The sequence below is a fragment of the Pinibacter soli genome (assembly GCF_029961145.1).
GTDB classification, from domain to species: domain Bacteria; phylum Bacteroidota; class Bacteroidia; order Chitinophagales; family Chitinophagaceae; genus Pinibacter; species Pinibacter soli.
Genome location: NZ_JASBRG010000008.1, coordinates 141,651 through 156,383, shown reverse-complemented (window position 1 = coordinate 156,383; position 14,733 = coordinate 141,651). Strand labels below are relative to the sequence as shown.

Genomic DNA, 14,733 nt, shown 5'->3' with positions numbered 1-14,733 from the left:
TAAATATAGAGCCATTTAAATATAAATAAAAATACCCAAAGCACAGAATGATGACTGTACTTTGGGTATACATGTAGAATTACTCTATTAACTTCCTTACCATAAACCTAACAGGTGCCACCATGCGCCACCCGCTAAAAACCAAACAAGCAGGAATAATGTGCTTATAAAAAAACCATGCACCCACCATTCTTTCATTGTTACATAATTAGATCCAAAGTAAATAGGTGCTGGTCCATGACCATAATGCGTCAGTGATCCTGTTAATGTTGCGGCTGCGCCAAGAAATATTGCTAACATTGGGCCAGGTATGCCTACAGACACACCAACAGTTAAGAATACTAAATACATGGATGCGGCATGAGCTGTAGCACTGGCAAACATATAATGGCAGTAGGAATAAATTAAAATAATAACAGGAAAGGCTGTTGTCCATGGCAAATGACCAATGCTGGCACTTACCGTTTTTCCGAACCAGCCTATAAAGCCCAGGGAATTAAGATATGATCCCATCATAACTAATGAAGAGAACCATACGATAGTATCCCATGCTCCTTTTTCAGATTTCACATCTTCCCAGGTTAATACACCAGTCAATAACAATATGCAAAGCCCGATCAATGCACCGGTAGTAGCATCCATTGAAAACAAATTGCCGAATATCCATAGTGTCAGGAGAACCACAAATGTGAATATCATTAGCCATTCTTGCTTTGTAATGGGTCCCATCTCTTTAAGTTTTTGAGATGCTATAGATGGTGCATCCGCGGTTTTCTTAAGCTGAGGTGCATAAAATTTATACAAGTACAATGGCAATAAAATAAAGCATAGCAATCCTGGTACACTTGCTGCAATAAACCAACTCGTCCATGAAATGGTAATGCCTAATTCCTTCGCGAACTTTTGTGCCATGGGATTACTTGCCGTAGCTGTTAAGAACAGAACAGAAGTGACCATATTGTTATTATAACTGCCCAGGGTTAGAAAACTTCCAATTTTTTTCCGTGATGCTTCGCTGTCTGGCGTTGAATCATAGTTGATAGCAATAGATTTCATAATCGGGAAAATAACCCCTCCTGCCCTTGCAGTATTGCTTGGTATTGCAGGCGCCAACAACAAGTCTGCAAGGTTTAATCCGTACATAAGTCCAAGGGAATTTCTGCCAAATAATTTTACAAAATAGTAGGCTATTCTTGTGCCTAAACCCGTTTTCACAAAGCCTCTGGCAATAAAAAATGCAAGCCCTATTAACCAAATAACCGAATTACCAAATCCGCTCAATGCGTTCGTAACTGCTTTAGAAGGCTCTCCGGGAGCTAATACCTGTGTAACCGCACAAGCTGAGATACCAAGCATGGCCATTGTTCCCATCGACCCTGCTTTTAAAATAATACCCAGAATGGTACCCACAAAAATTGCAAAAAGATGCCAGGCATTTTCTTTTACTCCCGCAGGAATAGGCAGGAACCATATTACTAATGTTACTGCAACGGCAGCTAACATTGAAAAAGGTTTAATCTCCTTCATAGTATAAGATTTTTTTGATTTAGGGGCTTAGAATTTCAACTGCAATTGCGCATAGGCAATATTCTTATTGTAGGAAGTTGTTAGAGGTACCTGGTTTTTGTATATATCGATTATAGTACCGATCATTAACACGGCTGCATAATTATCTGAAAATATAAAGGAAAGATTAGGTGTAAAGGTTTGGTGAGGAGAGGTTTGAAGTTTTGAATTTTCATCAAGGAGCTCATAGCGTGATGAAAACTCGATAGCTCTTAGACGAGGTTTTGCAAGTTCGTACGAAATTACAGGTAATACATAGAATCCCTGCATCACATAGTCTTTGGCTTTCTTTTTAATATCGGGTGCAATACTATTGCACAGTGCGAAGTTTGTGCCTTGCTTGTATTCTGCATTTAAAAACAATTTCCATTTAGGTGCTAATCTAAATTTTGACACTACATCTGCTCCCCATGCGTTTCCTTTTCCACCTCCATCGCTTCCAAGTGCACCATTTACGCTTATTGTAACAGCTTTCTTTAGAATGTCTGTTTCAAGACGGGCATATACATTTTTCGTTTTGTCATTATCCACTTGTTTGTTACGATTGTTACCATTATACACTCCTGCATAATATCGCAATGGTATTTGTCCTTTATCTGTATTTGTAACATCTCCAAAAACAGTTGCACCTAATTGAAAGCTTTGCCAACCGCTGCTTCCAAACAAATTATACTGGTTTGAGTAATCCCATGTCATAGTATATTCTGCGGGATATAGGTCTTCCACTCCAAAAAATGGCCTGAATTGTCCTACCTGTATATTTAGGTATTTGTTTTTTGAATATTTCACAAACGCATTTTCCAAAACTCTGTTGGCAATATCAGTATTTGAAAAATCAGCGAAGTTTATCAAAAGGTTAGCGGAAAACTGATCATTGATATTTCCTTTTAGGCCCAATCTTGCACGCTTTAGTGAGAAGGAATTGTCTACACCTTTAGTTAAAGAGGGGTTGAAATTTTTACCGGTTACATCCACATTTTTAGTAAGCGACTGCTGATCTCGGACTTGAAGCAGTCCAAAAATTGAGAGTGATCTTTTAAAGGACGAATAATTATTAACTGTGTCTGCTTTAATATTCTGTGCTGATGCCATCAAGCTACTTAAACATGCAATTACAGCAAGCATGCATTGCATTTTTCTATGTAAAATCATAATTCCAAATTTTTTATTTAAAATGGTATTTGGTGATTCTACTATCTGTAAAATGCTCGTTACTAAAATCTAAGATGGGAGCTATTGTGGCTTAATAAATAGCTGATTTTTCCAATAGGAAGCAATATGTATGATTTGAATATAAAACTAGAGATATAGTCAATTAAAATTTATAATCTGCGTCAGAATTATATATAACAAACATCAACTGAAATAAATTTCCGGTTTTTCAATTTCAAATAGATGCGTTTGAAAATTGATTTTGGTCATTTTCCAGTTGTTCGTTCATCAAACTAAAAAAGAGGCTGTCTCAAAAGTTTTTTATTCGGGTCCCTGATGGAGCGTTGTAGTCGTTTACGCAAATCCAGGGCTCTTTTTTACTTTGATACAACCTCTCTACAAATAATTTATTTCAAAATCCGTTATTCCGCCAACACCAGGCTATCCTTTAACAGACTACCCAGATTTTTTGAAGATTCAGTTTCGTTGCTTACGAGGTCATGCAAGGTAATTCTTACGAGCAGTTGGTTTACTACAAACTGCACCATTTGCCAGAGCGACCTCGCGGAGCAATCTACAGAGTTTGTACATAATCTCATGGCTCCGGTATGCTGGCCGCAGAACTCTTTGTCGAACATTTCTCCACCCAACACAGTAAGTAAGTCCTTGATAACAATATCCTTTGCAGATTTAGCCAGTAAGTAGCCGCCTTTATTACCAGGTGTACTTTTGATAAAACCTCCCATTCTTAATGCCCTTGCAAGTTTCGCAACATAATGACTGCTCAGTCCCTCCGATTCGCTCAGTTGAGGAATGCTTATACCGGCAGCATCCTTACAACCTGCAATGCGTATCAATATGCGCAAACCATATTCTTCTTGTGCTGTTATTTTCATTTGAACTTTTCCTGATATTTTTAATAACCGAATGACTGAATAACTGAAAGTTTTAAACCGAGCAACCATTCAGTTACTCAGTTACTCAATTATTCTCTACCGCTTCATTTTCAATTTTCCCGCCTGAATGACTTTAGTCGGGCAGGAATTTTCCTTACATAAATCCCAGTTCCAGCTGGGCTACTTCACTCATCATGCTTTTATCCCATTTTGGAGTCCAGGTAACGGAAACATACACATCGTTCACGCCTTCTATCAAGCGCACTTTCTGGTCTACTTCTATTGGCAGTGACTGTGCTGCAGGACAACTTGGTGCTGTCAGAGTCATTACAATCTGAACATTATTGATGGGCAATACGTCCACTTCATATATTAAACCCAACTCCCAAATACTTACAGGAATCTCAGGATCAAAGATTGTTTTCAGGCAATCAATCACCTTTTCTTTTAATTCTTCTGTATTCATTTTATTGCAATTGAGAATTTTTAATTTTAAATGCCACCGCGTAATTTTTCATTTGCTTCACCATAGATAACAAGCCATTGGAGCGGGTTTGCGCCAAATGCGTTGTCATGCCAATTCGCTGAATGAAAGTTAAAGGTGCATTGATAATTTCATCCGGCGTACGACCCGATAATACTCTTATCAGCATACTTATCAAACCCTTCACAATTATCGCATCGCTATCCGCCGTAAAATAGATCTTGCCGTCTTCTTTATATTCCGCAGCCAACCACACAGTGGATTGGCAACCTCTTACCTTATTCTCGTCTATTCTATATTTATTATCGAGCGGTGCCAAACGTTTTCCAAGGTCGATGATATATTCATATTTATCGTCCCACGAATCAAACAATGAAAATTCTTCTACTATTTCGTCTTCTATCTGTTGAATAGTCATATTTGTTAGTTGCTAGTTGTCAGTTGTTAGGCCTGATACTCGATCAGTCTTTTTGACTTTCAACCAATTCTTAATTCCTAATTCTTAATTCTTAATTAAACCAAAAGCTTAATTGCTTTTTTCAATCCCTCTACCAATGCATCAATCTCTTCTTTTGTATTATAAATCGCAAAAGAAGCACGGATGGTTCCCGGTATGCAGAAACGATCCATTAATGTTTGTGCACAGTGGTGACCGGTACGAACTGCAATGCCGCGGTTGTCGAGCAAAATGCCCACATCCTGAGGATGCACTTTATCTATTATAAATGAGATAAGACTTGTTTTTTCACGAGCCTTACCAATAATTTTCAAACCTTCAATTTGCTCCAACTGTTCTGTCGCGTACGCCAGCAATTCATGTTCGTAATCACGCATTTTTTTCATGCCTGTTTCCGTCATGAAATCGAGCGCTGCTTTGAATGCTACAACATCAGCAATGTTTGGAGTACCAGCTTCGTATTTGTATGGAAGATCATTGTAAGTAGTTTTTGCAAACGTTACTTCTTTGATCATTTCTCCACCACCCTGAAAAACAGGCATTGCTTCGAGAATGTGTTTCTTGCCATACAAAGCACCGACACCTGTTGGACCATATAATTTATGTGCAGAAAAAGCAAAGAAATCGCAATCCATTTCCTGTACATTGATGTCGAGGTGTACAGAAGATTGTGCACCGTCAACCATTACCACTGCTCCTTTCGCATGAGCAGCATCAATGATCTGCTTAACAGGATTCACAGTTCCCAGTGCATTTGAAACATGCACAACGGAAACGATCTTTGTTTTTTCTGTTAGTAATTTTTTAAATTCTTCCAGTATAAGTTCGCCGTTGTCATCAACAGGAATTACTTTCAGCACAGCTTTCTTTTCTTCACATATAATTTGCCATGGAACAATATTAGAGTGATGCTCCATGCCTGAGATGATCACTTCATCACCTGCATGCAGATTTTGTCTTCCCCATGTATATGCTACAAGGTTAATGCCTTCTGTTGTTCCTCTGGTGAAAATTATTTCTTCTCTTGATGCTGCGCCAATAAACTTTTGAATAGTATCGCGTGTTGCTTCAAAAGCTGCTGTCGCTTCTTCTGCCAGTGTGTGAATGCCGCGATGGATATTTGCATTGTAGTTTGTGTAGTAGTTTACCAACGCGTCAATAACTACCTGTGGTTTTTGAGACGTTGCCGCATTGTCGAGATAAACAAGAGGCTTTCCTTTTACTTCTCTTTTAAGTATAGGAAACTGCTCTCTGATTGCATAAACATCTAATCCTTTCTGTAAATCTGCAGCTACTTGCATAGTCAACAATTTGAAAATTTGAAAATGTGGTAATTTGAAAATTGCTTTTAGTGAAACAGTCTTTCATTTATTTAGAAACAAAATGTTGCACCTGTCATTTTCAAATTTTCAAATTATCACATTTTCAAATTGGTTTATTAATTCCCCAAACGTTCCGCAACAAGGTGATCCACGTATGTGCGGATGTGTGGAAGATTGATCTTATCGAGAATATCACTTGCAAAACCTACCAACAACATTGATTTTGCAATTTTTTCAGGAATACCTCTTGATTGCAGGTAAAACAACCCCTCTTCATCCAATTGACCAATTGTACAACCGTGTGAGCATTTCACATCGTCTGCAAAAATCTCCAACTGAGGTTTGGTATTTACGCTTGCATTGTTTGACAGCAATATATTTTTGTTTGACTGGAAGGCATTTGTTTTTTGTGCAGGCTGTCTTACAAAAATTTTACCATTGAAAACGCCGGTACTGTTTTCGTCCATCATGCCTTTGTACAGTTCATTGCTGAAGCAATGAGGCATCACGTTGTCAACAATGGTGTGGTTGTCAATATGGCTATTGCCTTTCTGGAAATACAAACCGTATAAATGCGCTTCACAATGCGGCGCTTCCATTACAACGTTTGTATTGTTGCGAACGATCTCACCATTCAAAGAAACGATGATAGCGTTTACATAACTCGTGCCTGTTTGCCTGATGTGCGTAGTGCTTACTTGGCTCGCATTCGCAGAGTCATTTTGAATTTTGCAATATTCAAATCTCGCGTCTTTCTCTACTATCACTTCCATGATCTGGTTAGTGAAGCTGTCTTCTGTACCACGAGTTGCAAATGTTTCAATGATTTGCAGTTGTGCATTTTCTGACAAATAGATAAGACTTCTTGGCTGTGCTAAAATGTTTTCAGCAGCAGCATCTGTGATGTTATAAATGTAAATAGGCTCTTCAATGATCTTGCTTCTCTTTACATGTATAAAGATGCCGTCTTTCACGAAAGCTGTATTCAGTGCATTGATACCATCTTTCAAATAATCGCTGCTATGTCCGAAATGTTTTGACACGATTTCACTATACTCATTTTTTGCAGCTTCTGCTAAATGCAATACAGTTAAATCTTTTGAGCGAATAGTTGAAAGTTTGTCTGCAAACTGACCGTTTACAAAAACTAGTTCATTTGCATCTTCGTGTCCGGGCAAACGATAAGCATCTACATCTTTTGCAGAGAAATTTACCTGCCCGCTTACCTGTGATTTATAATCTTTAGCGAATAGTGTACCAATGCGAGTATATTTCCATTCTTCATGGCGCACGGTAGGTATTCCAAATTTATTGAAAGCGCTAAATGCCTCTTCACGCAGGGCACTCAGCTTGCTATCTTTATCTTCAGCCTGCAGTTGTGCAAACTGATCTTTAAAAAGTTCTGTCATGTTCATGATCTGTCCGTCTTAGTGTTTTTCCGCAATTGATACTTCTTCGTCTTCGTTGATTTCATTTTTAATGAAATCGTACCCTTTTTCTTCCAGTTCCAAAGCTAATTCTTTGGTACCGGATTTTACGATACGTCCATTGTACAACACATGCACAAAATCAGGAACGATGTAATCAAGTAATCTTTGATAGTGTGTGATCAAAAGAACAGCGTTGTCTTTGCTGCGCAATTTGTTTACACCATTAGATACAATACGGATAGCATCAATATCAAGACCGGAGTCAGTTTCATCCAGGATAGCCAATTTCGGATCGATCATGGCCATCTGGAAAATTTCATTACGTTTCTTTTCACCACCTGAGAACCCTTCGTTTAAAGAACGGCTCAACAGCGTTTGATCAATGTTCATCAACGCCATTTTCTCTTTCATCAATTTTAAAAATGCCACTGCATCCAAAGTATCCTGTCCGCGATATTTACGAATTTCATTTACCGCAGTTTTGATGAAGTTGGTAGTGCTCAAACCCGGAATTTCTACCGGATATTGAAAGCCAAGGAACAAACCTTCACCTGCTCTTTCTTCGGGAGCAAGGTCAAGTAATTCTTTTCCTAAAAATTCAACTGAACCTTCAGTTACTTCATAATCTTGTCTTCCTGCTAATACAGAAGCCAAAGTACTTTTACCGGCACCATTTGGTCCCATGATCGCATGTACCTCACCCGCTTTAATTTCAAGGTTAAGGCCCTTTAAAATTTTTTTGTCTTCAATCCCCGCATGCAAATTGCTTATCGTCAACATAATTACAGTGTCTATTTTAATTTACTTACTATTTTTATTTCACGCAAAGGCGCAAAGTTTATAAGACCGCAAAGAAATTGTTGAGAGCGTTTCATCATTTTCAATTTTCAACTCTCAATTTCAATTCTCCATTATCCAACGCTTCCTTCAAGGCTGATTGCCAGAAGCTTTTGCGCTTCTACGGCAAATTCCATTGGCAGCTGATTCATTACTTCTTTTGCAAAACCATTGATGATCAATGCAACAGCCGTTTCTGTATCAATACCTCTTTGGTTGCAATAAAAAAGCTGATCTTCACCTATCTTAGAAGTAGTTGCCTCGTGTTCTACAACGGCAGTATTGTTTTTTACTTCTATGTAAGGGAAAGTGTGCGCTCCGCATTTATCGCCCAGCAAAAGAGAATCACACTGAGAGAAGTTTCTTGCGTTCGCAGCATTTTTGCTTACCTGTACCAAACCGCGGTAACTATTATTACTGTGCCCGGCAGAAATACCTTTTGACACAATGCGGCTTTTTGTATTCTTGCCGATGTGCATCATTTTAGTACCTGTGTCGGCTTGCTGATAATTGTTGGTAACAGCTACAGAGTAAAATTCACCTACAGAGTTGTCGCCTTTTAATATTACGCTTGGGTATTTCCAGGTAACTGCAGATCCTGTTTCAACTTGTGTCCAGGAAATCTTAGAGTTATCACCCTTACAAATACCACGTTTGGTTACGAAGTTGTAAATACCGCCGTTACCATTCTTATCACCAGGGTACCAGTTTTGAACAGTCGAGTATTTCACCTCAGCTCTTTCCATCGCCACGATTTCAACCACCGCTGCGTGCAATTGATTTTCGTCACGCATTGGCGCTGTACAACCTTCAAGGTAGCTAACATAGCTGCCAGCTTCTGCAACGATGAGGGTTCTCTCAAACTGACCTGTGTTTTCAGCGTTGATACGGAAATAAGTAGAAAGTTCCATCGGGCAGTGAACGCCTTCTGGTATATAACAAAACGAACCGTCGGTAAATACGGCAGAGTTTAATGCAGAGAAAAAGTTGTCGGTAACAGGCACCACAGAGCTAAGGTATTTTCTTACCAAATCCGGATGCTCCTGGATCGCTTCACTCATAGAACAGAAGATGATTCCCTGCTCTGCCAATTGTGCTTTAAAGGTTGTACCAATAGAAACGCTGTCAATAACAGCATCTACCGCTACACCGGAAAGTCTTTTTTGTTCGTCCAGGGAAATGCCGAGCTTCTCAAAAGTGTCTCTCAGTTCAGGATCAATTTCGTCCAGACTGCCAACTTTCTTCTTTTGTTTTGGGGCAGAGTAGTAAATAACGTCCTGGTAATTTACTTTGGGATATTTCACATTGGCCCAGTTTGGTTCTTCCATCTTAAGCCAGTGATTATAAGCCTTTAAGCGCCATTCGAGCATCCACTCAGGTTCATTTTTCTTTGCAGAAATAAACCTGATAATGTCTTCACTTAATCCCTTTGGAGCCTCATCCGCTTCAATATTGGTCACAAAACCATATTCGTACTCCTTGAGGACGGCTTTTTCTATATCTGTGCTTGAATCATTCATAAATACACTTCAGAATTTATCATTTTCAATTATCGCGCAAAGATACGAATGAATTTATACAAAAAAGTATAAATAGTTTCTATGATGAGATTGTTTTACACAGGGCAGACAAACATATACAATTGAAAAACAATTTATTATGAACTCCTAGTGATTTAGTAGAAATTTTAATAATCTGTCAAAGCAAAAAATTCCGGTGTTCGAAAACGCCGGAATTTCTCTCGATACGATTTATCTAAATCAAAATTTACAGAGCAAATGCCGGTATTTGTGTAGTTGTGCGTACACTTTTTACCTGCTGGTATTTTTTCCAGTAGAAATAAAGTACTATAAATAAAGCGAGCACAATCAAAGGAAAAATAGTTTCCCCTGCACCATCTCCAACAAAAGCTCTTGACATAAAAGCGCCGATGAAATTAAAAGTGAATCCAGCGAACGCCCACTCCTTTATTGTTTTGTATTTATCTTGTATAAGTGCAATAACTCCTAATAATTTAGCTACGCCAAAAATGGTAAGCGCATACATTGGATAACCCAAATGGCTTAAAACTTCTTGTCCTTCTTTTTGACGTGTAACGCCTCCAAAGCCATCCATCAGAAATAACAGGGAGAAAATAATTGTTAGTGTCCAGTAAACGATTTTGATTGTTTTCGGTTTCATAAAAAAAGTTTGATGTGTTTAAAAAAGTAATGAGAAGTTGTTGTTGTTGGTTATTAGTTGTTAGGCTTTAAGGATGACTATTCAATAATAGAGACTATCAACTTTCCATAAAATTAAACGCCCACTCTTTTCCATACTTGTCGATAAGCTCGCCGTAAGTGGCTCCCCAGAATTGTTTCATTAGAGGAAGCTTTACAGTGCCGCCTTGCGAAAGGTTGTTGAAGTAACTGGTAATCTCTTCTTCACTGCTGCAATTGAAAAGCAAAGTGGTATCGTTGCCTTTGACAAAGTCTTTGCCCCTCATATCGGAGGCCATTAGTGTAATGGTATCTTTTACCAGCATGGAATGTAAAACCTTGTCATGCATTTCAGCTGGCATTTGATTGGACATGGGAGTTTCTCCTACTCTTTGGAGCGTAAGTTCAGCTCCCAGGCAATCCTTATAAAAATTCATTGCTTCTTCGCATTTGCCATTTAAGTTTAAGTATGCTACAATTTGTGTCATAAAAAAGGTTTTGTGTTGTTTGATTTGTTGTTGTGTTTCTGACGTAAAATTATTTTGTGAAATAGATTCTTGTGATGGGCAAAAAAGACAATCTGAAGGGGTATTCGCGACACGCCTTTTAGATAGACTCCAAAACCATTGTCAGTACAGCTTTTTCACTTTTGCTAGTCGCAAACGACCCTGAGTTTGTCGCAAACTCAGGTATTCAATTATTCAGTTATTCAGTCCGTCCGTTCCTCTCTATCTTTACAACATGAAGGATTACAAAAAATATTACATCTTACCTGCTCCGCCTGAAGAGGTTTATATAGCGCTTACCAACCCAGCAACAATGCAGCTTTGGACTGGCGAACCTGCGATAATGAGCACCGAACCAGGCTCTGAATTTTCATTGTGGAATGATGCCATTTCGGGTACAAACCTGGAGTTTGAAACCGGGCGTAAAATTGTTCAGCGATGGAACTTTGGTGAACAGGAAGAAGATTCTATCGTAACCTTTATTTTACATCCCCATAAAAAAGGCACATCTGTGGAGTTACGACACATCAACATTCCCGACGAAGATTATGAAGACATGATAGAAGGCTGGGATGAAGTTTATTTTGGATCGTTGGAGGAGTTCTATGATGAAAAGGGAGCATAGTGTACTGTGTACTAAGTACGTTAGTTGCTATTTTACCTGACAGGGTGTCGGTGCAGCAGAACAGTTTCACTACGATTGTTTAGATTACAAAGCTTTACAAATCTTGATGGACAATTTACTTTTTTTCCAACAACAAATAATGACAAAATTTTGGAAAATAACAAATGGAGCTATTTTAATCATACAATTAATAACTTGTTCGGTAGGAACATTTTTTAAACACATTTCGTTTGGGTGGGGACTGGGAGATATGTTATGGTACGGACTTATGTATTTATTACTAATTATTCATTTCATTTTGACAATTACTTCAAAAAATAAAAAAGCAATCCGCTTTCAATTGATGACAATTATTTTTTTAGCAACTACAATTTTTATTTGTTTAAAGGCAACAATTTGGCGAGGTGTTGAATATCCTGGAATGGAAAATTATTTTACGACAACTAACGTAACGAAGGAAAAAAAATCTCCCAAACTCCTACAAAATTACTAGAAATTATAGACTACTCTATAGTGCTTAACTGTCTTGCATTTGGCTAAAGTCCCTTTATTTACTAGACTTTCCGGCCAACGCCATTCTAATTTTTCGGGTCAAAATATTGTCTGTTTATTCTTTTCACGAAGTAAAAAATCATTTAGTTTCACGCCCTGCATGTGCATTTTGCTGCACCGTTAAACAAAAGATTGCTTAGTAATGGACAATTTTATAGTACTTATTTTAGGAGGTTTTATCATTGGCACTTTGGGAACTTTAATTGGTGCAGGAGGCGGATTTATTTTGGTTCCGGTATTATTACTGGCATTCCCACAGTTGCCACCTGATGTTGTTACCGGAATTTCAATTGCCATTGTTGCGTGCAATGCCATTTCAGGATCAGTTGCCTATGCAAGATCCGGAAGAATTGATTTTAAAGCGGGATTGTTATTTGCATTGTTTACTATTCCAGGCTCAATTTTAGGTGTCCGGGCGACCAAATATATTTCACCGCAGGTGTTCACAATAGTTTTCGGCATCATCCTCATCGGTGTTGGTATTTTCCTGTTTTTAAATAAGAAAAACGGCGCGGAAAAGCCTTCTTCAGACAGACGTTCGCGCAACTGGAAACATCATGAACTTATAGATAATAAGGGCGAGAAATATTCTTATTCATACAATCAAACGATCGGAATTATTATTAGCGTTTTTGTAGGGTTCATCTCACCCGTTCTTGGCATTGGCGGCGGAATTGTGCACGTGCCCGCGATGGTGCAATGGTTGCAATTTCCAGTACACATTGCCACGGCCACATCTCACTTTATTCTTGCTATCATGTCCATTATAAGTGTTGTCACCCACTATTTGCAGGGAAGCTATAATGATCCTGCAGTGGTAAAGATGATTATTTATCTAGCTATCGGTGTAGTTACTGGCGCTCAACTTGGAGCATTCTTATCCCACAAATTAAACGGCACCACAATTATCAAGGCGTTGGCGGTTTGCCTGACGATTGTGGGAATCAGGTTGTTGCTTCACCACTTGTAGTTGCCGAAAAGTTGTTCGTTGTTAGTTATTAGTTGTTTGGCTGCATAGCATGACAGATCTAACAATTATCAACTCACAACTTACAATCGGCCTTCTCAGTTATTCAATTATTCAGTCATTCAGTTATTAAAAAAAATAAACCCTCCTTAGACAAGGAGGGTTCCCATTAGTAACCTATGACCAAATACTTACCTGATGCAAAGGTGTAGCGCCGCAAACCACTTTCAATATTTTCCTTCCATTTTGAACCTTTTGTATTAGAAAGTTGATCTATAAAGAATGTTCAAGCAGTTATTGGTTGTTAGTTATTAGTTGTTAGGCTTTATAACATGGCAGATCTGACAATTATCAACTCAAAGTATCCTTCTCAGTTATTCAATTATTCAGTCATTCAGTGATTAAAAAAAACAACCCTCCTTAGACAAGGAGGGTTCCCATTAGTAACCTATGACCAAATACTTACCTGATGCAAAGGTGTATTAGATCAATCCGGAAGCAATGTTTTTCCGCCATTTTGAACCTTTTGTATCATATAATTGAGCTAGAAATGCTTTCATACTTTTAAATCAAATCGATTTTATCTTTATTGAAAACAATCTTGTCCGTTTCCACATGCCGTTCTTTGGCCAATTGATGTTCTTTGTATTGTTAATTAATCAACGATTTTGATTAGTTATCATACAACCTTATCACATGCTTATTAAAATTCCCTTCGTTCTGGATTGCGATATCGCAAGCAGCGAACAGTTGAAAAGAGGCTCGATCTCGCAAATTTTTGGCTATCAGTTTTCTCGACAAAGAGTTAGTTTATCATCCTCATCGGGCAATGGAATAATTCAATATTTTAAATTGTCAAAGGGCCTCTCTGTCCTATCATGCTCACAGGAGTTTTTTCATCCTGTTCATTTTATTAAAGAAAGTTCATGCAAAGACAGTCTTATTATTTTGTTTGACCTGTCAGCTGGTGAAACAGTCTTTTCTATTGAAGACCGAAATAAGATTTGTGCAAGCGGCGAAATAAGCAACAAAGTATTGTCATTTAATAACTCACTGACGTTGTCGATAAAGCCTGCGCTAAATAAACCGAATAAAAGGCTTTGGCTGATCATTGACAAAAGCTGGTTGATTGAAAAAACAAGATATATTTCACAGCAAGCATCGGAGCAAGTTCAAAAAATTCTTCGTTTTGACAATCTGTTTTGTGAACACGATCTCACGTTGAGTGAAATAAAAGCTGCAAAAAAAATTCTTGATCACCCGTTTGATAACACGAACGAGACTGCTACATTTTTCCATATCAACGCCTTTACAAATGAATTAATTTCTTCTTACTTAAAGGAAAGATTGAACATCGAGAAGAGCTACAATTTTGATGTTAAAATGTCGGAGCTGGCAAAAATCATAGAGATACGGAAATATGTGACGGAAAATATTTTGCAGAAAACGCAGATATGTCTAAAAACTCTTTGTCATCGATTTCATATAACAGAATCAACTTTTCAGCGCAATTTCAAGAAATATTTTGACTGCAATTTCATTGAATTTTATAATGAAGTAAGATTGAAAAAAGCCTATGAATTATTGCGCTACAAGGATACTGTTTCTGTTAACGAAATTGCACGCAGCCTAGGGTACAAGAACGTTCCTTATTTCTCAAAACGTTTTAAGAGTATGTTTAATGTATATCCAAGGGAAGTGAGGAAATACGCTTGAGATCCAATTAAGAATTAACAATTAA

General features: G+C 38.0%; 15 protein-coding genes. 4 read left to right on the top strand and 11 right to left on the bottom strand.

What is annotated here, in order from left to right; translation table 11 throughout:
• Positions 1 to 96: 96 nt before the first annotated feature.
• The 11 genes from QJ048_RS23135 to QJ048_RS23085 form a co-directional block, all read right to left on the bottom strand.
• Positions 97 to 1,527 carry an anion permease gene (locus QJ048_RS23135; RefSeq protein WP_282336845.1) on the bottom strand — a complete coding sequence of 477 codons (1,431 nt, stop codon included), beginning with the start codon at positions 1,525 to 1,527 and terminating at the stop codon, positions 97 to 99.
• A 27-nt stretch (positions 1,528 to 1,554) separates the two neighbouring features.
• Positions 1,555 to 2,691: a porin gene (locus QJ048_RS23130; RefSeq protein WP_282336844.1), complete on the bottom strand. Its 1,137-nt coding sequence runs from the start codon at positions 2,689 to 2,691 to the stop codon at positions 1,555 to 1,557.
• Between the two features lie 449 nt (positions 2,692 to 3,140).
• Positions 3,141 to 3,614: an RrF2 family transcriptional regulator gene (locus tag QJ048_RS23125; protein ID WP_282336843.1), complete on the bottom strand. Its 474-nt coding sequence runs from the start codon at positions 3,612 to 3,614 to the stop codon at positions 3,141 to 3,143.
• Between the two features lie 154 nt (positions 3,615 to 3,768).
• The gene (locus QJ048_RS23120; protein WP_282336842.1) at positions 3,769 to 4,080 is read right to left on the bottom strand and encodes an iron-sulfur cluster assembly protein; all 312 of its coding nucleotides are present in this window, start codon (positions 4,078 to 4,080) and stop codon (positions 3,769 to 3,771) included.
• A gap of 1 nt (position 4,081) precedes the next feature.
• Positions 4,082 to 4,516, bottom strand: a complete 435-nt coding sequence (locus tag QJ048_RS23115) for a SufE family protein (protein ID WP_282336841.1) — start codon at positions 4,514 to 4,516, stop codon at positions 4,082 to 4,084.
• 95 nt (positions 4,517 to 4,611) lie between these two features.
• Entirely contained in the window at positions 4,612 to 5,856 is a 1,245-nt protein-coding gene (locus QJ048_RS23110; protein ID WP_282336840.1) for a cysteine desulfurase, read from the bottom strand.
• A gap of 137 nt (positions 5,857 to 5,993) precedes the next feature.
• Complete coding sequence (gene sufD, locus QJ048_RS23105; RefSeq protein ID WP_282336839.1) at positions 5,994 to 7,292, bottom strand: Fe-S cluster assembly protein SufD; 1,299 nt, start codon at positions 7,290 to 7,292, stop codon at positions 5,994 to 5,996.
• 12 nt (positions 7,293 to 7,304) lie between these two features.
• The gene (sufC, locus tag QJ048_RS23100) at positions 7,305 to 8,087 is read right to left on the bottom strand and encodes a Fe-S cluster assembly ATPase SufC (protein ID WP_217794312.1); all 783 of its coding nucleotides are present in this window, start codon (positions 8,085 to 8,087) and stop codon (positions 7,305 to 7,307) included.
• Between the two features lie 131 nt (positions 8,088 to 8,218).
• Positions 8,219 to 9,664 (bottom strand): Fe-S cluster assembly protein SufB, encoded by a 1,446-nt coding sequence (gene sufB, locus QJ048_RS23095; protein ID WP_282336838.1) that lies wholly within the window; start codon positions 9,662 to 9,664, stop codon positions 8,219 to 8,221.
• Positions 9,665 to 9,911: 247 nt separating this feature from the next.
• Entirely contained in the window at positions 9,912 to 10,325 is a 414-nt protein-coding gene (locus tag QJ048_RS23090; protein WP_282336837.1) for a DoxX family protein, read from the bottom strand.
• Positions 10,326 to 10,422: 97 nt separating this feature from the next.
• On the bottom strand, positions 10,423 to 10,830 hold the full coding sequence (locus QJ048_RS23085; protein ID WP_282336836.1) for a VOC family protein: 408 nt from the start codon (positions 10,828 to 10,830) through the stop codon (positions 10,423 to 10,425).
• Positions 10,831 to 11,083: 253 nt separating this feature from the next.
• Between QJ048_RS23085 and QJ048_RS23080 the strand changes: the two genes are divergently transcribed.
• From QJ048_RS23080 to QJ048_RS23065, 4 genes are all read left to right on the top strand, one after another.
• The gene (locus QJ048_RS23080; protein WP_282336835.1) at positions 11,084 to 11,473 is read left to right on the top strand and encodes an SRPBCC domain-containing protein; all 390 of its coding nucleotides are present in this window, start codon (positions 11,084 to 11,086) and stop codon (positions 11,471 to 11,473) included.
• A gap of 139 nt (positions 11,474 to 11,612) precedes the next feature.
• Positions 11,613 to 11,966 (top strand): hypothetical protein, encoded by a 354-nt coding sequence (locus tag QJ048_RS23075; protein WP_282336834.1) that lies wholly within the window; start codon positions 11,613 to 11,615, stop codon positions 11,964 to 11,966.
• Positions 11,967 to 12,167: 201 nt separating this feature from the next.
• Positions 12,168 to 12,995, top strand: coding sequence for a sulfite exporter TauE/SafE family protein (locus QJ048_RS23070; protein WP_282336833.1), 828 nt, complete (start codon positions 12,168 to 12,170; stop codon positions 12,993 to 12,995).
• Positions 12,996 to 13,844: 849 nt separating this feature from the next.
• The gene (locus QJ048_RS23065) at positions 13,845 to 14,708 is read left to right on the top strand and encodes a helix-turn-helix domain-containing protein (protein WP_282336832.1); all 864 of its coding nucleotides are present in this window, start codon (positions 13,845 to 13,847) and stop codon (positions 14,706 to 14,708) included.
• Positions 14,709 to 14,733: the final 25 nt, after the last annotated feature.